The 24,923-nt window shown below is 70.0% G+C and carries 18 protein-coding genes; 8 read left to right on the plus strand and 10 right to left on the minus strand.

Annotated features, from left to right (window positions below; all coding sequences use genetic code 11):
• Positions 1-148 precede the first annotated feature (148 nt).
• Positions 149-1,528 carry a cation:dicarboxylate symporter family transporter gene (locus ACI2L1_RS02745; protein WP_404737510.1) on the plus strand — a complete coding sequence of 460 codons (1,380 nt, stop codon included), beginning with the start codon at positions 149-151 and terminating at the stop codon, positions 1,526-1,528.
• Between the two features lie 122 nt (positions 1,529-1,650).
• On the opposite strand, the gene ACI2L1_RS02750 is transcribed toward ACI2L1_RS02745, so the two are convergent.
• Positions 1,651-2,259, minus strand: coding sequence for a TetR/AcrR family transcriptional regulator (locus tag ACI2L1_RS02750; RefSeq protein WP_404737511.1), 609 nt, complete (start codon positions 2,257-2,259; stop codon positions 1,651-1,653).
• Between the two features lie 119 nt (positions 2,260-2,378).
• On the opposite strand from ACI2L1_RS02750, the gene ACI2L1_RS02755 reads away from it, so the two are divergent.
• Positions 2,379-4,049: an MFS transporter gene (locus ACI2L1_RS02755; RefSeq protein WP_404737512.1), complete on the plus strand. Its 1,671-nt coding sequence runs from the start codon at positions 2,379-2,381 to the stop codon at positions 4,047-4,049.
• 77 nt (positions 4,050-4,126) lie between these two features.
• Positions 4,127-4,891, plus strand: a complete 765-nt coding sequence (locus ACI2L1_RS02760) for a DUF2127 domain-containing protein (protein ID WP_404737513.1) — start codon at positions 4,127-4,129, stop codon at positions 4,889-4,891.
• A 13-nt stretch (positions 4,892-4,904) separates the two neighbouring features.
• Here ACI2L1_RS02760 and ACI2L1_RS02765 read toward each other — a convergent pair whose 3' ends face one another.
• Positions 4,905-5,075: a hypothetical protein gene (locus tag ACI2L1_RS02765; RefSeq protein WP_404737514.1), complete on the minus strand. Its 171-nt coding sequence runs from the start codon at positions 5,073-5,075 to the stop codon at positions 4,905-4,907.
• Between the two features lie 295 nt (positions 5,076-5,370).
• Positions 5,371-5,844 carry a MarR family winged helix-turn-helix transcriptional regulator gene (locus ACI2L1_RS02770; protein ID WP_404737515.1) on the minus strand — a complete coding sequence of 158 codons (474 nt, stop codon included), beginning with the start codon at positions 5,842-5,844 and terminating at the stop codon, positions 5,371-5,373.
• Positions 5,845-5,926: 82 nt separating this feature from the next.
• Between ACI2L1_RS02770 and ACI2L1_RS02775 the strand changes: the two genes are divergently transcribed.
• The 4 genes from ACI2L1_RS02775 (at position 5,927) to ACI2L1_RS02790 (ending at position 10,366) form a co-directional block, all read left to right on the plus strand.
• The gene (locus ACI2L1_RS02775; protein WP_404737750.1) at positions 5,927-6,592 is read left to right on the plus strand and encodes a maleylpyruvate isomerase family mycothiol-dependent enzyme; all 666 of its coding nucleotides are present in this window, start codon (positions 5,927-5,929) and stop codon (positions 6,590-6,592) included.
• Between the two features lie 674 nt (positions 6,593-7,266).
• Positions 7,267-7,653 carry a MerR family transcriptional regulator gene (locus tag ACI2L1_RS02780; RefSeq protein ID WP_404737516.1) on the plus strand — a complete coding sequence of 129 codons (387 nt, stop codon included), beginning with the start codon at positions 7,267-7,269 and terminating at the stop codon, positions 7,651-7,653.
• Positions 7,650-7,982: a thioredoxin family protein gene (locus ACI2L1_RS02785; protein WP_404737517.1), complete on the plus strand. Its 333-nt coding sequence runs from the start codon at positions 7,650-7,652 to the stop codon at positions 7,980-7,982. Before ACI2L1_RS02780 ends, ACI2L1_RS02785 begins: the two co-directional genes overlap by 4 nt.
• A gap of 167 nt (positions 7,983-8,149) precedes the next feature.
• On the plus strand, positions 8,150-10,366 hold the full coding sequence (locus ACI2L1_RS02790) for a HelD family protein (RefSeq protein ID WP_404737751.1): 2,217 nt from the start codon (positions 8,150-8,152) through the stop codon (positions 10,364-10,366).
• A 50-nt stretch (positions 10,367-10,416) separates the two neighbouring features.
• On the opposite strand, the gene glgB is transcribed toward ACI2L1_RS02790, so the two are convergent.
• The 5 genes from glgB to ACI2L1_RS02815 form a co-directional block, all read right to left on the minus strand.
• Positions 10,417-12,798 (minus strand): 1,4-alpha-glucan branching enzyme, encoded by a 2,382-nt coding sequence (glgB, locus tag ACI2L1_RS02795; protein ID WP_404737752.1) that lies wholly within the window; start codon positions 12,796-12,798, stop codon positions 10,417-10,419.
• A 91-nt stretch (positions 12,799-12,889) separates the two neighbouring features.
• On the minus strand, positions 12,890-14,278 hold the full coding sequence (locus ACI2L1_RS02800) for a maltokinase (protein ID WP_404737518.1): 1,389 nt from the start codon (positions 14,276-14,278) through the stop codon (positions 12,890-12,892).
• Between the two features lie 90 nt (positions 14,279-14,368).
• Positions 14,369-16,069: a maltose alpha-D-glucosyltransferase gene (gene treS / locus ACI2L1_RS02805; RefSeq protein ID WP_404737519.1), complete on the minus strand. Its 1,701-nt coding sequence runs from the start codon at positions 16,067-16,069 to the stop codon at positions 14,369-14,371.
• A complete protein-coding gene (locus ACI2L1_RS02810; protein ID WP_404737520.1) occupies positions 16,066-18,156 on the minus strand; it encodes an alpha-1,4-glucan--maltose-1-phosphate maltosyltransferase in 2,091 nt (696 codons plus the stop codon). The genes treS and ACI2L1_RS02810 overlap by 4 nt, the downstream gene beginning before the upstream one ends.
• Before the next feature lie 212 nt (positions 18,157-18,368).
• Entirely contained in the window at positions 18,369-19,574 is a 1,206-nt protein-coding gene (locus ACI2L1_RS02815; RefSeq protein ID WP_404737521.1) for a S8 family peptidase, read from the minus strand.
• 351 nt (positions 19,575-19,925) lie between these two features.
• Here ACI2L1_RS02815 and ACI2L1_RS02820 point away from each other — a divergent pair, with 351 nt between their 5' ends.
• A complete protein-coding gene (locus tag ACI2L1_RS02820; protein ID WP_404737522.1) occupies positions 19,926-22,544 on the plus strand; it encodes a glycosyltransferase family 1 protein in 2,619 nt (872 codons plus the stop codon).
• A gap of 24 nt (positions 22,545-22,568) precedes the next feature.
• On the opposite strand, the gene ACI2L1_RS02825 is transcribed toward ACI2L1_RS02820, so the two are convergent.
• Together ACI2L1_RS02825 and ACI2L1_RS02830 are read right to left on the minus strand one after the other, a co-directional pair.
• On the minus strand, positions 22,569-23,078 hold the full coding sequence (locus ACI2L1_RS02825; RefSeq protein ID WP_404737523.1) for a DUF1990 domain-containing protein: 510 nt from the start codon (positions 23,076-23,078) through the stop codon (positions 22,569-22,571).
• Between the two features lie 68 nt (positions 23,079-23,146).
• A complete protein-coding gene (locus ACI2L1_RS02830) occupies positions 23,147-24,811 on the minus strand; it encodes a M4 family metallopeptidase (RefSeq protein ID WP_404737524.1) in 1,665 nt (554 codons plus the stop codon).
• Positions 24,812-24,923: the final 112 nt, after the last annotated feature.

Raw genomic sequence — 24,923 nt, forward strand, 5'->3', positions numbered from 1 at the left:
GTCAGTCTGCCTCCATGGCTGATTGTGAACTAAATGAACGGAAGGGTGACCGTCCTCACAGAGCGGGAGATAGTCACGGCATTCCTTAAACAGCCCGGACGTGAGCCGCACGCCGGTCTTGCCGACGAAGACGTCAAGGAGGGCAGCCGTGGCCGCCACAACCCCCGATACGGCACGCGAGGTCAAGAAGGACCGCACGCACTATCTCTACATCGCGGTGATCGTCGCGGTAGCCCTCGGTATCACCGTCGGCCTGGTCGCGCCCGACTTCGCGGTCGAGCTGAAGCCGATCGGTACCGGCTTCGTGAACCTGATCAAGATGATGATCTCGCCGATCATCTTCTGCACGATCGTGCTCGGTATCGGATCGGTGCGGAAGGCCGCCAAGGTGGGCGCGGTCGGTGGTATCGCACTGGCCTACTTCACGGTCATGTCGCTGGTCGCGCTGGGCATCGGCCTGGTCGTCGGCAACATCCTGGAGCCGGGCACCGGCCTTGCCGTCACCGACGCCATCAAGGACGCCGGCCACGCCCAGGTCGACGCGGAGGCCAAGGACACCACCGAGTTCCTGCTCGGCATCATCCCGACCACGTTCGTCTCCGCCTTCACCGAGGGCGAGGTCCTGCAGACCCTGCTCATCGCGCTCCTGTGCGGCTTCGCGCTCCAGGCCATGGGCCCGGTCGGCCAGCCGGTCCTGCGCGGTGTCGAGCACATCCAGCGGCTCGTCTTCCGCGTCCTCGCGATGGTGATGTGGGCCGCCCCGATCGGCGCCTTCGGCGCGATGGCAGCCGTGGTCGGCTCCGCCGGTGTCGACGCCCTGAAGAGCCTCGCCGTACTGATGCTCGGCTTCTACGTCACCTGCGTCCTGTTCGTCTTCATCGTGCTCGGCACGCTGCTGCGAATCGTCGCCGGCCTGAACATCCTCACGCTCTTCAAGTACCTGAGCCGTGAGTTCCTGCTGATCCTGTCGACCTCCTCCTCCGAGTCCGCGCTGCCGCGGGTCATCGCGAAGATGGAGCACCTGGGCGTCAGCAAGCCGGTGGTCGGCATCACCATCCCGACCGGCTACTCCTTCAACCTCGACGGCACCATGATCTACATGACCATGGCGTCCCTGTTCATCGCCGACGCCATGGGTACGCCGATGTCGGTCGGCGAGCAGATCCCGCTGCTGCTCTTCCTGTTCGTCGCCTCGAAGGGCGCCGCGGGTGTGACCGGTGCCGGTATGGCGACCCTGGCCGGCGGTCTCCAGTCGCACAAGCCCGCCCTGGTGGACGGCATCGGCCTGATCGTCGGCATCGACCGCTTCATGAGTGAGGCGCGCGCCCTGACCAACTTCGCGGGCAACGCCGTCGCCACCCTCCTGATCGGCACCTGGACCAAGGAGATCGACCGCGAGCGCGTCGACCAGGTGCTCGCGGGCCACATCCCCTTCGACGAGAAGACGCTCCTCGACCACGGTGACGAGCCCGCCGCCGAGCCGAACATCCCCGAACAGGGCGGCGAGAAGGAGCTGGCCAAGACCTGAGGGCCGCGGTACCGCCACAGAGCAGGGCCGGGCCCGACCTGAACCCGGGCCCGGCTCACCCTCCCCGGGCGGCCGAGGACTCCCCCCGTAGCTCGGCCGCCCGGGTCTTGCTCACCACCGAATCAGTCGCTCAGCTTCGCCACCAGCGCGGTGGCCAGAGAGGCGGGTACGCCCGCCGCGGTCAGAGTCGTGACCGCGGCGGCGCGGCCCGCCTCTTCCGCTGCCAGCAGACCGTCGTTCACCGCCTCCATCACCGCGAACAGCATCTGCTCGTGGACGTACGCCAGCGCGGGCGCGGGCAGCGGTGAGACGAAAACGCCCTCGTCCAGGCCGCGCTGGAGCAGCTCGGTGCAGGCCGCGCGCACGGGGGCGAGCCGCTCGCGGATGCCCTGCACGGTGACGCTGCGCTGGGCGAGCGCCACCAGGATGCGATAGCGGTCGGCGACCTCCCAGACCGCGAGCACGGAGCCCGCCACGGCCTGCGCCAGGTCCTCGGCCCCCTCGCGCCCCGCCGCGTGAGCGGCCGCCACCGCCTCCACGGCACCGTCGACGAGCGTGCCGATCAGCGCCTCACGGTTCGGGAAGTGGCCGTACACGGTCCGTCGTACGACGCCCGCGGCGCGCGCGATCTGGTCCATGGACGCGTCGGGGTCGTGCAGCAGCTCGGTGAGCGCGACATCGAGGATGCGGCGGCGGTTGGCGTCGGCGCGACTGGAGTGGCCCGTGGTCATGGCCGCCATTGTGCCCCTCCCACACGGACTTGCACAGCGCTGTGCAGTAGGCGTACATTGCACAGCATTGAGCAAATGCACATCACTGTGCAAGACCGCTGAGGAAGGCCACCCCTGCCATGCGACTCGTCATGACCGAACCGGTCGAGAAGATGGAGCGCCCCTACGTCCGCCGCTGGTGGGCACTCCTCGTCCTCTGCCTCAGCCTGCTGATCATCGTGATGGCGAACACCGCCCTCACGGTCGCGGCGCCCGCCATGACCGAGGACCTCGGTCTGTCCAGCGCCGACCTCCAGTGGGTGATCGACGGCTACACCGTCCCGTACGCCGCGCTGATGCTGCTGTTCGGGGCGATCGGCGACAAGTACAGCCGCCGCGGTGCCCTTCTGCTCGGGCTCGGCGTGTTCGGCGGCGGCGCGGTCTTCGGCTCCTTCGCCGACAGCGCCACGACCGTCATCGCGGCCCGCGCCGTGATGGGTTTCGGCGCCGCCATGATCATGCCGGCGACGCTGTCCCTGCTCGCCGCGACCTTCCCGCGCGGTGAGCGCGCCAAGGCGATCACCGTGTGGACCGCCACCTCGGGTGTGGCGATCGCGGCCGGTCCGCTGGTCGCGGGCGCGCTCCTTGAGAACCACGCCTGGACCTCGACGTTCCTGATCAACGTCCCGATCGCGGCCGTCGCGATCGTCGCCGCCCTCGTCCTCGTCCCGCCGTCCAGGGCCGCCAGGCACGGCCGTATCGACTACGTCGGCGGACTGCTGTCGGTCGGGTGGATCGGCGCGCTGGTCTACATGATCATCGAGGGCCCGCACTTCGGCTGGCACGCCAAGGCGCTCACGGCCGCGGTGGTGGCGGCCGTCGGCCTGGTGCTCTTCGTGGTGTGGGAGCTGCGCCACCCGCGCCCCGTCGTCGACGTCCGCCGCTTCACCGACCGCGGCTTCGCGGGCTCCAACCTCGCCGTCGCCCTGTTCTTCCTGGCCGTCTTCGGCGCCTTCTACTACCTCACCCAGCACCTCCAGTTCGTCCTCGGCTACAGCGCCCTGGAAACCGGCCTGCGCATGCTCCCCCTCGCCGGCGCGGTCTTCGTCGGGTCGGCCCTGACCGGCTTCCTCACCCCGCGGGTCGGCATGAAGTGGACGGTCACCGCGGGCATGGTCGGCGGCACGGCGGCCCTCGCACTGCTCACCCAGGTCGACGCGGGTTCGACGTACGGCGATTTCGTGGCGCCTTTGCTGGTGCTGGGTCTGGCGATCGGTCTCGCCCTCTCGCCCGCCACGGATGCGATCATGGGCGCCTTCCCCGAGTCCGAACTGGGCGTCGGCGGCGCGGTGAACGACACCTCGATCGAACTCGGCGGCTCGCTGGGCATCGCGATCCTGGGCTCGCTGCTGGCGACGTCGTACTCCGGCCACCTCTCCGACGCCACCGCCGGGAGCAAGCTCCCTGCCTCGACGTTGGATGCGGCACAGGACTCCGTCGGCGCCGGGTACACGGTCGCGCAGGGCATCGGCGAGCAGGCCCAGCAGCTCGCGGCGCGGGCCGCGAAGGCCACGGACCCGCAGCAGGCGGCCCAGTTGAAGGCACAGGCCGGGCAACTGGCCTCCGGCGCCCAGCAGATGGCGGACGCGGTCGGCTCGTCCTTCTCGGACGCGGTGGCGCACACGAGCCTGATCGGGGCGATCGTGCTGGGCGTCGGGACGGTTCTGGTGGCCGTGCTGCTGCCCGGCCGGAAGTCCGCCGAACCGGCTCCGCGGGCCGAGGAGGAGAAGGAACTGGCCGGCACCCGCTGACTCACCGAACTCTTACCCGGTCCCACTAGCGTGCCGTCCCCGGACGGCACGCTTTTTTCATCGGAGGCACACGGGGGATGAAGATCGACTGGGACCGGCGGACCTGTGCGCGCCGCGGCCATGTGACGTACGCGCCGGACGAACCCCGCCTGCGGGAGCGGCTGCTCGCCGAGACCGCGCTCGGAGCGGCCTGGCGGTGCCTGCGCTGCGGCGACTTCGCCCTCGGCGACCCGCACGGCTCGGGACCCGCGGACCACGCACCGCTGGTGCCGCGCGGCAAAGTACTGCGGGACCTGTTCGTCCTTCGCTTCCTCGCGGTCGAGCGGGCGGTGCGCGGGGTGTTCATCGTGCTGGCCGCGGTGGCGGTGTGGAAGTTCAGCAACAGCCAGGACGCGGTGCGCAGGCTCTTCGACGAGTATCTGGACGTCTTCCGCCCGGTGTTCAAGCACTTCCACTACGACCTCGACCACTCACCGATCGTCGACACCGTCCAGAAGACCTTCGGCTACGAACACAACACGCTGCTCCTGGTGGCGGTGTTGCTGCTGGCCTACGCCCTGATCGAACTCGTCGAGGCGGTCGGCCTCTGGTACGCCAGGCGCTGGGCGGAGTACCTGACGGTGGTCGCGACCGCCGCCTTCCTCCCTCTGGAGATCTACGAACTCACCGAACGCATCAGCTGGTTGAAGATCGGCACGCTGGTGCTGAACGTGCTCGCGGTCCTCTACATCCTCCTCGCCAAGCGCCTGTTCGGCCTCCGCGGTGGCCACCGCGCCTTCGAGGAGGAACGGCAGAGCGCGTCCCTGCTGGAGGTCGAGGAGGCGGCGAAGGTGCCCGCCTAGACCGCCGGCGCGGTCACCTGTGGGTGCCGAAGTACGTGGCGGCCGCGTCGACGAAGCGGTCGTGCGCCGCGCGTGCCGTGTCCTGGGCCGCGGTGAGCCGCTCGGTGCTCGTCGCGGCGTCGACCATGTCGTAGGTGGCGACGACCATCGCCTGCGCGGTGGCGTGGACGGCCGGGTCCGGCACGAGGAGCCGGAGGGTGACCAGGGGCGGGTGATGGCGGAACGGGTGGCGTGGGAGCCGGCCCGCAGGTCCTCCGGTTCGGCTTCGCCGGCCCCGCACAGTTTCGCCTCCCCGCGCATCCACAGGGCCCTGCGGTGGTCGGAGCCGGCGGCGGCGAGGGTCGTCACCGCGTCGAGCCGCTCGCGGCGCAACTGCTCGGCCGCGGTCGCGCGTTCGGCCCGGCCTGCCGACAGGTGCTGGAAGGTGCCGGTGACGATCGCTCCGAGGAGCGTGCCGGCGACGGCGAGGAGGGTGGCGATCACCGAGTGCTCCCCGCGGGGGACCCTGCGGGCTCGGCCCAAGGGTCCGTGATCTCCCGCAGCAGGGTCAGTGCCTCACGCAGCTGCTTCATGCGGCGTTTGCCGAGGTGGGCCTCCCACTCCTTCTCCACCTCCGCGACCACCCCGTCGGCGACCTCCTTCGCCGCCCACGCCTTCGCCGCGCCGCGCACCAGCCGGGCCCGTTTGTCGGTCGGGTCCGGGACGCGGGTGACATAGCCCGTCTTCTCCAGCTGGTCGACCAGGAAGCCGGCGGTCTGCTTGGTGATCTGGGCCTGCTCGGCCAGTTCCGTGAGCCGCGTGCCGTCGGGGCCGATCCGCTGCATGACCCGGGCCTGGGCGGGCGTGAAGTCGTCGAACCCGGCATCTGCGAGCGCGGCGAAGATGCGGTTCTCCAGGGCCCGGTACGGGAGGAACAGGAGCACACCCGTGTTGAGCTCGCTCTCCGCCACCATCGTCGACGCTCCCTCGCACTGCTTGACATTGGTCAGAACCTCTGACTACTTTAGTCAGGGAAGCTTACCACTTGAGTAGGTGATGCCCGTGGGTGCCGTATCAGACGCAGTGCTGGACACCGACGAGCTCTGGCAGATCGTCGACCGGGAGCGGGCGAGCCTGGCCGACCTGCTGGAGCGCCTCGGCCCCGAGGAGTGGGAGACGCGCACACGCTGCGGGGACTGGCGGGTGCGGGACGTGGCCGCGCATCTGACCGTCGCGGCGCGCTTCTCCCACGGCCAGGTCGTACGGGAGATGCTCCGGGCCCGCGGCGACTGGAACCGCATGATCCACGACTCCGCGGTCCGCGAGGCCGGGCTGCCGGTCACCGCGATCGTCGCCAACCTGCGCTCGATCATCGGCTCCCGCCGCCTCGCGCCGACCACCTCACCCCGCGAACCCCTCCTCGACCTCCTCGTCCACGGCCAGGACATCGCCCTCGCCCTCGGCCGTGAGCGCGCGGTGCCTCCGGAGGCCGCCCGGGACGCCGCTGACCGGGTGTGGACCATGCGGTTCCCGCCGCGCCCCTGGCCGCTGCCGAAGGCACGGCTAACCGCCACCGACATCGAGTGGACACGCGGGGAGGGCGAGGAGGTCCGCGGCCCGATCACCTCCCTGCTCCTGCTGCTCACCGGCCGCCCGGAGGCGGCCCGGGAGTACGCCGAGCGTGCCGGGAAGCCGTGGACGGGGGGCACGGCTTCCCGGTGACGCGGGGCGGGGCGTGGTGTCGGAAGGTCGCGGCCCCTGGTGTGCGCCGGTGGCGGATCCCAGGGCTGGGCCGGGCCGGGTGGCACTCCTCGCGCGTCTTCCGGCCGGCGGTATGCCGCGCAGGCGCGTTTCCGGTCGGTGTCCTGACGGGTTCACGTGTCGCGGCCGGTGTCCTGACGGTTTCAGGTGGGCCGGCCGGGGTCCTCGCGGCCTCACGTGGTCCGGCCGGCACCAAGGAGCTGGTCCGCCGGGCCGTACTGATCGCCGCCGAACGCGAGGCGGCCCGCACGGAGTCGGCGGACTTCCGCGAGGCCCTCGACGAACTCCTCTGCGGACCGGTGAGGATGTCGAGGGCGAGGACGAGAGCGGCCCGCGCTTCCACGGCGGCGTGTACCCGGCCCCGGCCGCCGGTTCCCCGGAATGCCCCCGGGCCACTACGACGCGCCCCTGCGCTGACTCCCGGCCGAGGGAAATCCGGGCTCGGCCGCGAATACGGACTCCGCCTGGCGCTTTCCCTCACCGTAACGGGAATCGAGGAATTCGGGTCCACCATCGACGTCTTGGCTCGGGGTGCAGCAGACCTGGTCGACGACGTCGATCGTGCTGACCTCTCCGCTGCAGCGCAGAACCGCTCTCTTGCCTTGACGTCGGCGTCAAGGACTAGGTTCGTACGTATGCGAATCGGCGAGCTGGCCGCACGGGCCGGGACCACGACGCGGGCGCTGCGGTACTACGAGGCGCGCGGCCTGTTGCCCGACCGTCGGGCCGAGAACGGGTACCGGAGTTACGACGAGAGCGACCTGAAGCTGCTCCGGCAGATCAGGACGCTCCAGGACTTCGGGTTCGACCTGGAGGAGACGCGGCCCTTCGTGGAGTGTCTGCGGTCCGGGCATCCGGAGGGTGACACCTGTCCCGCGTCGATCGATGTCTACCGGCGCAAGCTGGACGAACTCGACTCCCTGATCGGGGAGTTGCAGGCGATACGGGCGAAGATCGGGGTGCGGCTGGCCACGGTCGACGGCGCGGATCCGTTGTGCGAACTGGGAGGACAGGAACTGTGATCAAGGCAGCGGGTGTGGCCGAGGTGACGGACGCGGACTTCGAGACGGAGGTGATCGGCTCGGAGCTGCCGGTACTGGTGGAGTTCACCGCCGACTGGTGCCCGCCGTGCCGGCAGATGGGGCCGGTGCTCACGGCTCTGGCCTCGGAGGAGGGCGAGCGGCTCAAGGTGGTCCAACTGGACGTCGACACCAACCCTCTGACCACCAACGCCTACAAGGTGCTGTCGATGCCGACCTTCATGGTGTTCCGCGACGGCGAGCCGGTGCGCTCGATGGTGGGGGCGAGGGCCAAGCGGCGGCTCCTGGAGGAGCTGGCGGACGTACTGTGACCTGACGGAATACGAAGAAATCCCCCGAGCAATTGTGCTCGGGGGATTTCTTTTGGTATATTCAATGATTCGCGACTTCATAAAGATTGAGTCGCAAAGAAGCTCAGTAGGCACAGTGTATATGGGCGGGAGTGGAATTGTCAAACACCGGTTTGCCAGACCATGAAATCCGGCGCGAACAGGAATTCATCGACGACCTGTACGCGCGCGTGGACGCCCTGCGGGGCCACACCGAGACGTCGGTCACCGACGCGCTCGCCCAGGGCAACACCCCCATGCAGGCTCGCCTTGAGCGGGACATCCTGGTCGCCGAGCGCTCCGGGCTGCTGGCCGCGCTGAACGCGGTCGACGGCTCGCTCTGCTTCGGCCGGATCGACCTCACCTCGGGTCTCACCCATCACATCGGCCGGATCGGTCTGCGCACCGACGACGCCGAAAGCACCCCGGTCCTCATCGACTGGCGGGCCGAGGTCGCCCGCCCCTTCTACCTGGCCACCGGCCACACCCCGATGGGCCTGCGCCGCCGTCGGCACATCGGCACCGAGGGCCGCCGGGTGACCGACCTGCACGACGAGATCCTCGACCTGGGCGACCAGGAACGGACCGGCCACGAGGACCCGACCGGGGACGCCGTGCTGCTCGCCGCGCTGAACTCCGCGCGCACCGGCCGCATGAGCGACATCGTGCAGACCATCCAGGCCGAGCAGGACGAGATCATCCGCGCGCCCCATCGCGGGGTGCTGGTGGTCGAGGGCGGCCCGGGGACGGGAAAGACGGCCGTGGCCCTGCACCGGGCCGCCTATCTCCTCTACGAACACCGGGAACTGCTCGCCAAGCGGGCCGTGCTGATCGTGGGCCCCAACCCCGCCTTCCTCGGCTACATCGGCGAGGTGCTGCCCTCGCTGGGCGAGACCGGAGTGCTGCTCGCCACGGTCGGCGAGCTCTTTCCCGGCGTGAGGGCGACGGCGACCGACAGCCGCGCGGCCGCCGCCGTGAAGGGCCGGGCCGCCATGGCGGACGTCCTCGCCGACGCCGTACGCGACTGGCAGGCGCTGCCCGACCCGGTGATCGCGATCGAGCACGACCGTGAGGTCCTGATGCTCGACGACGGACTGGTGAAGGTCGCCCGCGAGCGCACCCGGGCCGCCCGGCTGCCGCACAACGTGGCCCGCGAGCACTTCGAGGGTCACATCCTCAACACGCTCACCGAGCTGTACGCCGAGCGGGTCGGCACCGACCCCTACGACGGCAGCAGCCTTCTCGACGCGAGCGACATCACCCAGATCCGCGACGAGATCGCCGAGAACCGCGAAGTATGGGCCGCCATCGACCAGTTGTGGCCGCGGCTGACCCCGCAGCGGCTGGTCGCGGACTTCCTCGCCGATCCCGTCGGCTACCTCCCCGACGAGGACGCGGCCGCCATCCGCCGCCCGGTGACCCGGGGGTGGACCGTGTCGGACGTACCGCTGCTCGACGAGGCGGCCGAACTCCTCGGCGTCGACGAGCGGGTGGCGCGGGCGCTGGCCGAGCGCGAGCGGGAGACACAGATCGCGTACGCGCAGGGGGTGCTCGACGTGTCGTACGCCTCGCGGACCTACGAGTTCGAGGACAAGGACGAGGAGGACTCCGAGGTCCTGTCCGCGCACGACATCATCGACGCCGAGCGGTTCGCCGAGCGGCAGGAGGAGGACGACCACCGCAGCGCCGCCGAGCGCGCGGCGGCCGACCGCACCTGGGCGTTCGGGCACATCATCGTCGACGAGGCGCAGGAACTGTCGCCGATGGCCTGGCGACTGCTCATGCGGCGCAGCCCGACCCGCTCCATGACCCTGGTCGGCGACCCGGCACAGACCGCGGAGGCGGCGGGCGTCGGATCGTGGGAGCGCATCCTGGAGCCGTACGTCGAGGACCGCTGGGAGCACACCCGGCTGGGCGTCAACTACCGCACCCCCGCCGAGATCATGGACCTCGCGGCAGCCGTCGTACGCGCGGAGAATCCCGACTTCGAACCCCCGAGTTCGGTCCGTTCGACCGGAGTACGGCCATGGGTGCGCGCCACCGACGACCTGCCCGGCGCGGTCGCCGAGGCGGTGAAGGAGCTGACCCCCGCCGAGGGACGGCTCGCGGTCATCGCCCCGCGCCATCTGCACCGCAGGCTGGCGGCCCGGCTCGACGGGGTGACGGCGGGCGCGGAACCGGACCTGACGCGGACCGTCGTACTCCTCGATCCCCGGCAGTCGAAGGGGCTCGAATTCGACTCGGTGCTCGTGGTCGAGCCGGGGCTGTACAGCACGAGCGACCTCTATGTGGCGCTGACCCGGGCGACCCAGCGGCTGGGGGTGCTGCACACGGGCCGGCTGCCGAAGGCGCTGGTCACCACCTGAGCATCAGACGCCGGAGGGGCTGAGATCAGCCCCTCCGGCGTCCGGGACTCCTACGCCGGCCGCAGCCACACCGTCGCCAGGGGCGGGAGCGTGAGCTGGATGCTGGCCGGGCGGCCGTGCCAGCCCTGGGGTTCCGGTTTCACGATGTCGGGGTTGGTGATGTCGCCGCCGCCGTACTTGGCCGTGTCCGTGTTCAGGGACTCCAGCCAGGCCGGGATGTCGTCGGGGGCGCCCAGGCGGTAGTTGTGGCGGATCACCGGGGAGAGGTTGGAGACCGCGAGGAGAGGGGTGCCCTCCGCGTCGTAGCGCAGGAAGGCGAAGACGTTGTCCTCGGACGCGTCGCCCACGATCCACTGGAAGCCCGACGGGTCGATGTCGCGCTGCCACAGCGCCGGTGTGTGGCGGTAGACGACGTTCAGGTCGCGGACCAGGTCGCGCACGCCCCGGTGGTCGGCCTCGGCGCCGTACGCCGGGTCGAGGAGCCACCAGTCCGGGCCGTGCGCCTCGGACCACTCCGCGCCCTGGGCGAACTCCTGGCCCATGAAGAGGAGTTGCTTTCCCGGATGGGCCCACATGAAGGCCAGATACGCCCGCAGGTTGGCCCGCTGCTGCCACCAGTCGCCCGGCATCTTCGACACCAGTGAGCGTTTGCCGTGCACGACCTCGTCGTGGGAGATGGGCAGGACGTAGTTCTCGCTGTACGCGTACACCATCGAGAACGTCATCTCGTGGTGGTGGTACTTGCGGTGCACCGGCTCGTGGCTCATGTAGCCCAGGGAGTCGTGCATCCAGCCCATGTTCCACTTCAGGCCGAAGCCGAGGCCCCCGAAGCCGCCCGGACCCATGTGGTGGGTCGCGCGGGTCACACCGTCCCAGGCGGTCGACTCCTCCGCGATCGTGACCACACCGGGGACCCGGCGGTACACCGTCGCGTTCATCTCCTGCAGGAAGTCCACCGCGTCCAGGTTCTCCCGGCCACCGTGCACGTTCGGGACCCACTGTCCCGGCTCACGCGAGTAGTCGAGGTAGAGCATCGAGGCCACCGCGTCCACGCGCAGACCATCGATGTGGAACTCCTCGCACCAGTAGATGGCGTTCGCGACCAGGAAGTTGCGCACCTCCCGGCGGCCGTAGTCGAACTCCAGCGTGCCCCAGTCGGGGTGGGCCGCGCGGAGCGGGTCCTCGTGCTCGTACAGGGTGCGGCCGTCGAACTCGGCCAACGCCCAGTCGTCGCGCGGGAAGTGCGCGGGCACCCAGTCCATCAGTACGCCGATACCGGCCTGGTGGAGCGCGTCCACCAGGTACTTGAAGTCGTCCGGGGTGCCCAGACGTGCCGTCGGCGCGTAGAAACCGGTGACCTGGTAGCCCCAGGAGCCGCCGAAGGGGTGCTCGGCGACCGGCATCAGCTCGACGTGGGTGAAGCCCAGGTCCTTGACGTAGGCCGGGAGCTGGTCGGCGAGTTGACGGTATGTCAGGCCCGGGCGCCAGGAGGGCAGATGGACCTCGTACACCGAGAAGGGGGCCTCATGGGCCGGGGCGCCCTCCGCGCGACGAGACAGCCACTCCTCGTCCCCCCACTCGTGGTGCGAGGCGTGGACGATCGAGGAGGTGTTGGGCGGCACCTCCGTACGGCGGGCCAGCGGGTCCGCGCGCAGGGTCTTCGAGCCGTCGGGGCGGGTGATCTCGAACTTGTACAGCTCGCCCTCGCCGACCCCGGGCACGAACAGCTCCCAGACACCGGTGGAGCCGAGCGAACGCATCGCGAAAGCCGACCCGTCCCAGAAGTTGAAGGTGCCGGCCACCCGCACCCCGCGCGCGTTCGGCGCCCACACCGTGAACCGGGTGCCGGCCACGCCCTGGTGGGTCATCGGCCGCGCCCCCAACGCCGTCCAGAGCTGCTCGTGCCGGCCCTCGCCGATCAGATGCAGGTCGAGGTCGCCGAGCGCGGGCAGGAAGGCGTAGGCGTCCTCGGTGTCCTGGGCCGAGCCCTCGTACGCCACGAGGAGGCGGTAGGCCGGGACCTCGCTCAGGGGGAGCAGGCCCGAGAAGAAGCCGCCCCCGTCGTCCTGCAGCTCGGCCCGGAGTGTTCCGGCGACGACGGTGACGGACAGGGCGTAGGGCCTGAAGACACGGAAGGCCACCCCGCCGGGTACGAGGTGGGCACCGAGCACCGAGTGCGGGGCGTGATGGGTACCGGCGAGGAGCCGGTCGCGGTCACCGGCGGGTACTTCCGCAGACGCGGCCGGGACCGGTGCAGGTGCCGGGGCCGCGACCTTCTTCGCCTTCGCGGTGCTCTTCTTCGCGGCGGCCTTCTTGGCGACAGCCTTGGTGACGGTCTTCTTCGCCACCGCCTTCTTGGCCACTGCCTTCTTCTCTGTCGCCTTCTTCGCCGCCTTCTCGGGCGCGGTCGCCTTCTCCGCGGCCTTCTTCATGCTCTTCGCCGCTTTCACGGCCTTCTTCTTCGGATCCGAACCGCTGGGGGTGGGCGGGGTCACGTGCGGTGCCTCCTAGGCGAAGGTCGGGTCAGATCGGGTCGGTTGTCGCGTACCGCGCCACCGCGGCCATCGGCACCTGGAGCCAGTCCGGCCGGTGCCGGGCCTCGTAGACGACTTCGTATATCGCCTTGTCGGTCTCGTACGCGCGCAGCAGCACCGGATCGGTCCGCGGGTCCACACCGCTGACCTCGGCGTATCCGGAGCAGTACGCGGCCCGGCAGGTCTCGGCCCAGCCCGGCACCGGAAGGTCGGTCGAGTGCGCGGCGTAGTCGAAGGAGCGCAGCATCCCCGCGATGTCCCGGGCGGTGGGCTGCGGCAGCCGGCGTTCGGTGAGCGGCTTGGACGGCTCGCCCTCGAAGTCGATCAGCGACCACTGCCCGGAGGGCGAGCGCAGACACTGACCGAGGTGCAGATCGCCATGGATGCGCTGGGCGGTCCAGGTGCTGTCCTCGGCGGCAAGATCGCCCAGCGCGGTGAACGCGGAGTGCAGGCCCGGCGCGTACGGGCGTAGCGCCGGCACCGCCTGTACGGCCGCCTCCAGCCGTTCGATCATGCCGTCGACCAGCAGTTGCAGCTGCTGATGTCCGAGCGTCACGGTCGGCAGCGCCCGGGCGAGCGCGGTGTGCACCTCGGCGGTGGCCCGCCCGAGGGCGTGTGCCTCCGCGCCGAAGTCCTCGCCCTTGGCCAGCTCCCGGAGCGCCAGCTCCCAGCCGTCGGACGCGCCCTGCACGAAGGGCTGGAGGACACCCAGGGTGTACGGCTCTCCCGCCAGCTCCGCGCGCAGCCACCCGGTCGGCGCGGGCACCCGGGGGCAGCCCTCCCGCGCCAGCGCCAGCGGCAGCTCCAGGTCGGGGTTGACGCCGGGCACGATCCGGCGCAACAGCTTCAGAATGAACGTATCTCCATAGACGATCGACGAGTTGGACTGCTCGGCGGTCATCACCCGGGCCACCAGTCCGTCCCGGATCTCCTGGCCCGGGTCCCGCTCGAAACGCAGCCCGCCGATCCGGGCTCCGGTGCGGATCGCCTCCAGGAGCAGTTCGGCGGGCAGGGGGTCGTGGAGGGCGTCGTACGCGGTACGGCCGTTGAGCGGGCCCTCCTCGACATGGCCGATCAGCGCGGGCGCCAGCCGGGGCGGCAGCGCCTCGCGCACGCCTATGAGGAGCTGATAGCAGTCCCCGGGGTGCGGCGGGGCGCCCACGGTGAGCGGCTGGTGGGCGCGGAGCAGCAGGTGGTACAGGCCGAGCCTGGCCGTGGGCGGCAGCAGTTCGGTGGCCGCCACCAGCGAGAACCCGGTGACCGGCCGTCCTTTGCCCGCGAACCAGCGCTGCCTCGGTAGCCACTCGCGCAGGAGTGGATCGAGTGAGGCGAGGAGGCCGGGACTTGTCGTGGCGGTACGGGTGACGGCTTCCGACATGGCGTGGCGTCCTTTCCCCGGGCTGGCTGGTCGGGGTGTTACTGATGCGTGCCCCGGGCGGGGCGGTGGAAACCGCCCCGCCCGGGGCGGCTAGGCGGCGTCCTTGCGCAGTCTGAACCAGTAGAAGCCGTGTCCGCCGAGGGTCAGCAGATACGGCAGATCACCGATGGCCGGGAAGCGCACCCCTCCGAACAGCTCGACCGGGTGCCGTCCGTTGAAGGCGCTCAGGTCCAGCTCCGTGGGCTGCGCGAACCGGGAGAAGTTGTGCACGCACAGCACCAGATCGTCCTCGTACTCCCGCAGGAAGGCCAGGACCGCGGGGTTGGAGGACGGCAGCTCGGTGAACGATCCCAGACCGAAGGCCAGGTTCTGCTTGCGGATCTCGATCATCCGGCGGGTCCAGTGCAGCAACGACGACGGCGACGCCATCGACGCCTCGACATTGGCGACCTGGTAGCCGTAGACCGGGTCCATGATGGTCGGCAGGAACAGCCGCCCGGGGTCACAGGACGAAAAACCCGCGTTACGGTCCGGTGTCCACTGCATGGGGGTGCGTACGGCGTCGCGGTCGCCCAGCCAGATGTTGTCGCCCATGCCGATCTCGTCGCCGTAGTAGAGGATCGGCGAGCCGGGCAGGGAGAGCAGGAGCGCGGTGAAGAGCTCGATCTGGTTGCGGTCGTTGTCGAGGAGTGGGGCGAGGCGGCGGCGGATGCCGATGTTGGCGCGCATACGCGGGTCTTTCGCGTATTCGGCCCACATGTAGTCGCGTTCCTCGTCGGTGACCATTTCGAGGGTGAGCTCGTCGTGGTTGCGCAGGAAGATGCCCCACTGGCAGTTGGAGGGGATCGCCGGGGTCTTGGCGAGGATCTCCGAGACCGGGTAGCGGGATTCACGGCGGACCGCCATGAAGATGCGGGGCATCACCGGGAAGTGGAACGCCATGTGGCACTCGTCGCCACCGGACTCGTAGTCGCCGAAGTAGTCGACGACGTCCTCCGGCCACTGGTTCGCCTCCGCCAGCACCACCGTGTCCGGGTAGGAGGCGTCGATCTCCTTGCGGACCCGCTTGAGGAACTCGTGGGTCGCCGGAAGGTTTTCGCAGTTGGTGCCTTCCTCCTGGTACAGATACGGCACCGCGTCCAGGCGGAAGCCGTCGATGCCCAGGTCCAGCCAGAAGCGGAGGGCGGAGATCATCTCGTCCTGGACCGCCGGGTTCTCGTAGTTGAGGTCCGGCTGGTGGGAGAAGAAGCGGTGCCAGAAGTACTGCTTGCGGACCGGGTCGAAGGTCCAGTTGGAGGCCTCGGTGTCGACGAAGATGATCCGCGCGTCCTGGTACTGCTTGTCGTCGTCCGCCCAGACGTAGTAGTCGCCGTAGGGGCCGTCGGGGTTGGCGCGGGACTCCTGGAACCACGGGTGCTGGTCGCTGGTGTGGTTCATGACGAAGTCGATGATGACGCGCATGCCGCGCTGGTGGGCGGCGTCGACGAACTCCACGAAGTCGGCGAGGTCACCGAACTCCGGCAGGACGGCGGTGTAGTCGGAGACGTCGTAGCCGCCGTCCCTGAGCGGTGACTTGAAGAACGGCGGCAGCCACAGGCAGTCGATGCCCAGCCACTGGAGATAGTCCAGCTTGGCGGTGATGCCCTTGAGGTCGCCGACACCGTCGCCGTTGCTGTCCTGGAAGGAGCGGACCAGCACCTCGTAGAAGACGGCTCGTTTGAACCAGTCTGGGTCGCGGTCCTTGGCGGGGGTGTCCTCGAAGGTGTCCGGGACCGGCTCGTTGACGATCATGTTGTGGGTGACCCTCCGATCTGCGGGGTGGACGGTCGCAGGACGGTGAGGATGTGCGCGGGGCGAGTGCCCGGTTCGAGACGCACGTAGTTCGCCCTGCCCCAGTGATAGGTCTCGCCGGTGAGCTCGTCGCGCACCGGCACCGACTCGTGCCATTCCAGGCCGAGTTGCGGCATGTCCAACGAGACCGTCGCCTCCTGGGTGTGGTGCGGGTCGAGGTTCACGACCACCAGAACCGTGTTCGAACCGCTCCGCTTCGAGTACGCGATCACCTCGTCCTTGTCCGCGTGGTGGAAGTGGAGATCGCGCAACTGCCGCAGAGCCGGGCTGGCCCGCCTGATCGTGTTGAGCTGGGTGATGAGGGGGGCGAGGGTGTCGGCGGTGTCCCAGTTCCGGGGTTTGAGCTGGTACTTCTCGGAGTCGAGGTATTCCTCGCTGCCCGAGCGCAGCGGGGTGTTCTCGGCGAGTTCGTAGCCGGAGTAGATGCCCCAGGTCGGCGACAGGGTCGCGGCCAGCACGGCCCGCAGCGCGAAGGCCGGCCGGCCACCCTGCTGGAGGAACTCGTGGAGGATGTCGGGGGTGTTGGCGAAGAAGTTCGGCCGCATGTAGGAGGCCGCCTCACCCGACAGCTCGGTGAGGTAGTCGGTGAGTTCTTCCTTGGTGGTGCGCCAGGTGAAGTAGGTGTAGGACTGCTGGAAGCCGATCTGGGCCAGGGTGTGCATCATCGCCGGGCGGGTGAACGCCTCGGCCAAGAAGATCACGTCGGGGTCGGTGGCGTTGATGCCGGCGATCACCCGCTCCCAGAACACGACCGGTTTGGTGTGCGGGTTGTCGACCCGGAAGATCCGCACGCCGTGGTCCATCCAGTGCCGCAGCACCCGGCTGGTCTCGGCGACCAGGCCGTCCAGGTCGGCGTCGAAGGCGATCGGGTAGATGTCCTGGTACTTCTTCGGCGGGTTCTCCGCATAGGCGATGGTGCCGTCCGCACGGTGGTGGAACCACTCCGGGTGCTTGTGCACCCAGGGGTGGTCCGGGGAGCACTGCAGGGCGAAGTCAAGCGCGACCTCCAGCTGCTGCTTTCCCGCTTCCCGGACGAACCAGTCGAAGTCCTCCAGGGTGCCCAGGTCCGGATGGACCGCGTCATGGCCGCCCTCGGCGGAGCCGATCGCCCACGGCACACCGACATCGTCGGGCCCGGCCGACAGGGTGTTGTTGCGGCCCTTGCGGAAGGTCGTCCCGATCGGATGGATCGGCGGCAGGTAGACCACGTCGAAGCCCATCGCCGCGATCGCCGCCAGCCTGCGGGCCGCGCTGCGGAACGTGCCGTGCGGCCGCTGCGGAGTGCCCTCCGAGCGGGGGAAGAACTCGTACCACGAACCGAACAACGCCCGCTCCCGCTCCACCAGCAGCGGCAACGTCCGGGACGCCGTGATCAACTCCCGCAACGGATACCGCGCCAGGACCTCGTCCACCTCCGGCGTCAATGCGGCGGCGAGACGGGCGGCGGCGGGGCGGGACTCGTCCCTGAGCGTCTCGACGGCGGTGCGCAGGACCTGGCGTTTGCCCTTCTTCGGGACTCCGTCCGCGGCCCGCTCGTACAGCCGCGCGCCGTCCTCCAGGACCAGGTCGGTGTCCATGCCCGCCGGGATCTTGATCTGGGCGTGGTGCCGCCAGGTCGTGATGGGGTCGCCCCAGGCTTCGACGGTGAAGGTCCAGTCGCCCGGCGCGCCGGCGGTGACCTCGGCGCCCCAGCGGTCGGTGCCCGGGGCCAGCTCCCGCATCGGCGTCCATGGTCCGGCGCGGCCTTCCGGGTCCTTCAGTACGACATTGGCGGCGACCGCGTCATGGCCCTCACGGAACACGGTGGCCGAGATCTCGAACGTCTCGCCGGTGACCGCCTTGGCGGGCCGGCGGCCGTTCTGGACGACGGGGCGGACGTCCAGGACGGGTATGCGACCGACGGCCGTGGTCACTTCCGCCGCCGCGGAGGGTCGCTCCTGGGGCGGCGGTCCGGCGCTGTCGGGGCGCGTGGGGGGTGCTTCGGTGCTGGACGTCGGGGGTGCTGACGAGTGGTGCGTGGCGGGCATGACCGCTCCTGTCCGCATCAACTTCGGGTGGGCGGATGGATGTGGGGAGGGGGGTCCTGCGGGGCGTACCGTGAACCTACCTGAGCCGTGTACCGGAGGAGCCTTCCCACCCTATTCGGGTGGGCAATCCGGCACTTTGTTAACTACTCACGCGTATATCCACGCACAAGACCGGCCCCGTTCGGACAAACGGGGCCGGTGTGCGGACACTGTCACCGAGACACCGGTACCCGCAGGAGTTTGTTCGGTGAACCGAGCCCCGGGCCGGAGACTTTCCCGGAAGTCGCCATGGCCGCAAGTGCCTTGGCCACTTGGGCCGGAGTGGCCTTCGGGTGGTCGGCGAGGTACAGCGCGGCGGCACCCGCGGCGTGCGGGGTCGCCATCGACGTCCCGGAATAGGTCGCCCTGGCGGTGTCGCTGGTGATCCCCGCCGAGGTGATCGACACACCTGGCGCGAACAGGTCCAGTGCCGAGCCGTAGTTGGAGAAGCCCGCCCGCGTGTCCTTGGCGTCGGTCGCGCCGACGGTGATCGCCTGCGGTACGTCGGCGGGCGAGTAGAGCCCGGCCGGCAGTCCGTCGTTGCCCGCGGCGACCGTGTAGGTCACCCCGGACGCGATGGAGTTGCGTACGGCGGCGTCCAGTTGGGCGTTGTGGTAGCCGCCCAGGCTGAGATTGGCGACCGCCGGCTTCCGCGCGTTCCTCGTCACCCAGTCGATACCGGCGATGACCTGGGCGGTCGTGCCCGATCCTGCGTTGTCGAGGACACGTACGGAGACCACCTTGGACCGCTTCGCCACGCCGTACCCGGTTCCGGCGACGGTGGCCGCCACATGGGTGCCGTGGCCGTTGCCGTCGCCCGCGGACCGGTCGCCCCCGACGAAGTCCCAGCCGTAACTCGCCCGGCCCCCGAAGTCCTTGTGGGAGATCCGGATGCCGGTGTCGATGACGTACACCGTCGCCCCGGCGCCCGCCGACTCCGGCCCGGTGTAGGACCTGTCCAGCGGCAGCCTCGGCTGGTCGACGCGGTCCAGGCCCCAGGACGGCGGGTTCTTCTGGGTGTGCTCCAGTGTCACCCGGGTGTCCTGGACCACGGAGGCGACCTGGGGGTCCGCCGCGAGCTGTCCGGCCTGTCTCTCATCGGCCCTGACCGCGTAGCCGTTGAGTACCGTGCCGTAGGTATGGCTGATTCTCGCCCCGTACCTCTCGGCGAGGCTCTTTCCCGTCGCCGACGGAGCCTTCGTTCCCCCCTTGAGTGTCACCAGGTAACTCCCGCTGACGGAACCGGGCTCTCCGGCGCCGAGTATCCGCCCCTGAGGTGCGGCGTGCGCGGGCAGGGTGATGGCCGAAAGCGCGGCGGCACAGCTCACCGCGGTCAGGCCCCCCACCCAGCGCAGACGCCGATTGCGCGTCCGTGCCATGACTTGAGTTCCCCTCCTCGACTCGGCATACGGCTGCCGCGGTCCGTCGGGTGCACCCCGCGTCGGCCGGTACGCCACAGGCAGCCTCTCGTGCGGTGTGAAGCACCACAAGGACGCCTGCGGGGGCGGAATCGGCCATATCAGCCATGGGGGACGTGTGGGGGTTGCGGTGTTTTCCGGACCGGCCTGGGCACAATCAGCCCGTCCGGCGGTTGAGGACGAGGCCGTTCAGGCCGAAGCGGGGGTCTGGGGGCGCGGCCCGCAGCAAGGGTGACGGCAACGCCGATACCGTCGTAACCGACGTGGACGCACACCGCCGTGCGTTCTCCAGCGAGTGCGCTGAGGTGGCAAGTGAAGGCTATCCGTCGATTCACCGTCCGACCCGTACTCCCCGAGGCCCTGCGGCCCCTGAGCGATCTGGCGCGCAACCTGCGCTGGTCCTGGCACGCGGAGACCCGTGATCTCTTCCAGTCCGTCGATCCGGAGCGCTGGGCCGCGTCGGGCGGTGATCCCGTACGGCTGCTCGGCAGCGTGCGCCCCGCCCGGCTCGCCGAACTCGCCGGGGACCGCCGCTTCCTGCGCCGGCTCACCGCGGTCGCCGACGATCTCCACGACTACGTCACCGGTGAGCGCTGGTATCAGGCCCACACCGGTGAACTCCCGGCCGCCGTCGCCTACTTCTCGCCCGAGTTCGGCATCACCGCCGCCCTGCCGCAGTACTCCGGCGGCCTGGGCATCCTGGCCGGCGACCATCTGAAGGCGGCCAGCGACCTCGGCGTACCGCTGATCGGGGTCGGGCTGCTGTACCGGCACGGCTACTTCCGCCAGTCCCTGTCCAGGGACGGCTGGCAGCAGGAGCACTATCCGGTCCTCGACCCCAACGAACTGCCGGTGGCGCTGCTCAAGGAGGCCGACGACACCCCGGCCCAGGTGTCCCTGGCCCTGCCCGGCGGCAAGCAGCTGCACGCCAGGATCTGGCTCGCCCAGGTCGGCCGGGTGCCCCTGCTGATGCTGGACTCCGACGTCGAGGAGAACGACCTCGGGGAACGCGGGGTGACCGACCGGCTCTACGGCGGCGGCAGCGAACACCGGCTGCTCCAGGAGATGCTGCTCGGCATAGGGGGCGTCCGGGCCGTACGCACGTACTGCAGGCTGACCGGCCACTCCGACCCCGAGGTCTTCCACACCAACGAGGGGCACGCCGGCTTCCTCGGCCTGGAGCGGATCGCCGAACTCTGCGACCAGGGGCTGGACTTCGACGCGGGCCTGGAGGCGGTACGGGCAGGGACCGTGTTCACGACCCACACCCCCGTCCCGGCCGGTATCGACCGCTTCGACCGGGAGCTGGTCGCCCGGCACTTCGGCGCCGACGCCGAGCTCCCGCGCATGGACGTGGGCCGCATCCTGGCGCTCGGCATGGAGACCTACCCGGGCGGCGAGCCCAACCTCTTCAACATGGCCGTGATGGGCCTCAGGCTCGCCCAACGCGCCAACGGGGTCTCCCTGTTGCACGGTCAGGTCAGCCGGGAGATGTTCTCCGGACTCTGGCCGGGATTCGACCCCGAGGAGGTGCCGATCACCTCCGTGACCAACGGGGTGCACGCCCCGACCTGGGTCGCCCCCGAGGTGTTCCGGCTCGGTGCCCGGCAGATCGGCGCGCAGCGCACCGAGGACGCGATGACGGTGGGCGGCTCGGACCGCTGGGACGCGGTGGGGGACATCCCCGACCAGGACATCTGGGAGCTGCGGCGTGATCTGCGCGAGCAACTGGTGGTCGAGGTGCGGGAGCGGCTGCGCGCGTCCTGGCGGCAACGGGGCGCCGGTACCGCCGAGTTGGGCTGGATCGAGGGGGTGCTCGACCCCGACGTCCTGACGATCGGATTCGCGCGCCGCGTCCCGTCGTACAAACGCCTGACGCTGATGCTGCGGGACCGCGACCGTCTGATGGACCTGCTTCTGCACCCCGAACGCCCGATCCAGATCGTGGTGGCGGGCAAGGCGCATCCGGCGGACGACGGCGGAAAGCGCCTGGTGCAGGAGCTGGTGCGGTTCGCGGACGATCCGCGGGTCCGCCACCGGCTCGTCTTCCTGCCCGACTACGGCATGGCGATGGCGCAGAAGCTCTACCCGGGCTGCGACATCTGGCTCAACAACCCGCTGCGGCCGTTGGAGGCCTGCGGGACGAGCGGGATGAAGGCGGCTCTGAACGGCTGCCTGAACCTGTCCGTCCTGGACGGCTGGTGGGATGAGTGGTTCCAGCCCGACTTCGGCTGGGCGATCCCCACGGCGGACGGCAACGGCACGGAACCGGACCGCCGTGACGACATAGAGGCGAACGCCCTCTACGACCTCCTCGAACAGCGGGTGACCCCCCGCTTCTACGAGCGCGGCCAGGGCGGTCTGCCCGACCGCTGGATCGAGATGGTCCGCCAGACGCTCACCCTCCTGGGCCCGAAGGTCCTGGCGGGCCGCATGGTCCGCGAGTACGTCGAACGCCTCTACGCCCCCGCTGCCCACGCCCACCGCACGATGGCCCCGGACGCGGCGCGCGAGCTCGCGGAGTGGAAGTCCCGGGTGCGGGCGCAGTGGCACGGCGTCACGGTCGACCACGTGGAGACCACGGCCGCGACGACCACGGCCGAACTCGGCACCACGCTCGGCCTCAGGGTCCGCGTCGGCCTCGGCGCCCTCGGCCCGGACGACGTGGAGATCCAGGCGGTCTCCGGCCGGGTGGACGAGGAGGACCGCATCGCGGACGCGGCGACGGTCCCGCTGAAGTCGGTCGGCGGCCCGGACCAGGAGGGCCGCTGGGTCTACGAGGGCCCGCTCTCGCTGGACCGCACCGGACCCTTCGGCTACACGGTCCGTATCCTGCCCGCACACCGACTGCTGGCGTCGGGCGCGGAGTTGGGGCTGCTGGCGGTGCCTTCGGAGGATGTGGTGGAGGGGGCGGGGGTGCTCATGCGGTGAACACAGGGGACGCGGGCCCTCCGCTCAGCCCGCGTCCTCCCCGCCGCACAGCCGGCGCAGCACCGTCCCGCACTTCCGCGCATACGCGTGCTGGAGGCCCCGGGTCGCCGGCCCGCCTGCCCGCGAGTACCACTTCGCGCCCTTGCTGAACGCCGACACCGTCAGCCACACCGTGCCGTCGCCCGTGCGGTCGACCACGAAGGACTCCTCGCCGCATTCCGGGTGGCCGGACAGCGTGCCGTAGGCCCAGCCCGCGCGGCGGTGTTCCTCCACCGTCCAGACCACCCGGCAGGGGGCCTTGATGACTCCGGCGAGGGTGACCGTCACGTCCACGTCGGGAGCCGCGCGGTCCGCGGTGGCGTCTATGCCGACACCCAGCGCACGGTGCATCTCCCAGGTCAGGACCGCCTCGGAGGCCTTCTGGAAGACGTCGTGGCCCTCGCCTATGCGGGTGCGTACATGCAGGGGGTGGAAGCCGGGCGGGCAGAACCCGTTCCGCCGGGTCGCGCCGACGTCTTCGTACGTGAAGGACATGGGACCCAAGAGTAGGGCGGTACCCGGAAATGCCTTCGTTCCGGGTACCGCCCGTCAGACCTGGGGGACTAGCTCACGTTGACCGCGGACCAGGCCGCCGCCACCGCCTTGTACTCGGTGCTGGTGGAGCCGTACAGGGCGGACGCCGCGGACAGCGTGCCCGTGCGTGCCGACTTGTAGTTGGTCGTCGACGTGAAGTACGTCGTCAGCGCCTTGTACCAGATCTGCAGCGCCTTGGCGCGGCCGATGCCGGTGACCGTGGAGCCGTTGGACGTCGGCGAGTTGTAGGACACGCCGTTGATCGTCTTGGCGCCGCTGCCCTCCGAGAGGAGGTAGAAGAAGTGGTTCGCGACACCGGACGAGTAGTGGACGTCCAGGTTGCCGACCGAGGAGGACCAGGAGTCCGCCGAGCCGCCGTCCTTGCTGGGCTTGTCCATGTAGCGCAGCGGGGTGCCGTCGCCGTTGATGTCGATCTCCTCGCCGATGAGGTAGTCACCGACGTCGTTGGAGTTGGCCGCGTAGAACTCGACACCCGTGCCGAAGATGTCCGAGGTCGCCTCGTTGAGGCCGCCGGACTCGCCGGAGTAGTTCAGGCCCGCCGTGTTCGAGGTGACGCCGTGGCTCATCTCGTGGCCCGCCACGTCCAGCGAGGTCAGCGGGCTGACGTTGCCCTCGCCGTCGCCGTACGTCATGCAGAAGCAGCTGTCGTCCCAGAACGCGTTGACGTACGCGTTGCCGTAGTGGACCCGGGAGTAGGCCGCGACGCCGTTGTTCTTGATGCCGCTGCGGCCGAAGGTGGACTTGTAGAAGTCCCAGGTCTCCGCAGCGCCGTAGGCGGCGTCGACGGCCGCGGTCTGGTCGGTGGTGGAGCTGGAGGCCGCGCCGGTGCCCCAGACGTTGTCGGCGTCCGTGAACAGGGTGCCCGCGGAGGAGCTGCTGCTGTGGGCCTTGTTGTACGTCTTGTGGCCGCCGCGCGTGCCGTCGGTGAGCTGGTACGTCGAGCCCGACAGGGTCGTCTCCAGGCTGACCGTGCCCGAGTACAGGCTCTTGCCGGTGCCGGTCGCGTTCTCGATGCCCTGGTACTCGTAGAGCTTCTTGCCGGTGGCCGCGTCGGTGATGACGTGCAGCTGGTTCGGGGTGCCGTCGTCCTGGAAGCCGCCGACGATCGTCTCGTAGGCGAGGACGGGCGTGCCGGAGCCGGCCCAGATGACCTTGCGGGCACCGTCGGCGGCGGTCTTCTCCGAGCCCGCGGCCTTGGCGGCGGTCAGCGCCTGGGCCTCGGCCTTGGCGACGGTGAGCTTCGGGGTCAGCGAGGCGACCTTGATGGTCTTGTTCGTCGCCTTCACTACGCCCTCGGTCGCACCGGACTTCGACTCGTGCACGACCAGGTCGCCGCCGAGGACGGGCAGACCGTCGTAGGTGCGCTCATAGCGCGTGTGCACCGTGCCGTCGGCGTCCTTCACGACGTCCTTGACGACCAGCTTCTCCTGGGCGCCGAGGCCTATCTCCTGGGCGGTGTCGGCGGCACCGGCCTGCTGCTGCTTGATCAGCTTGGTGCGCGCGGCCGCGGACAGCTGGAGCGGGGCGGCGGAGAGGGTGCTTCTGCCGCTCTCCGCCGGGGTCTCGGCGGACGCGGTACCGGCGGTCAGACCGGTGGTGAGCAGGGCGCCGGCGGCGACAGCGGTGGCGATGGCCAGCGTGGTGCGCTTGTGACGCGCGTAGAGGGGGGTCACACAAGCTCCTTCGTGGGGGAGCCCGGACGGCGTGGGGTTGCCTTCCGGGTTGGTTGTGAAGTTGTGCGGCGGTTGTGAGGAAGCGTGGCATCAAGGCGCGTACATGTCATGA

Source organism: Streptomyces sp. NPDC019531 (genome assembly GCF_044903305.1).
Classification (GTDB): Bacteria; Actinomycetota; Actinomycetes; order Streptomycetales; family Streptomycetaceae; genus Streptomyces.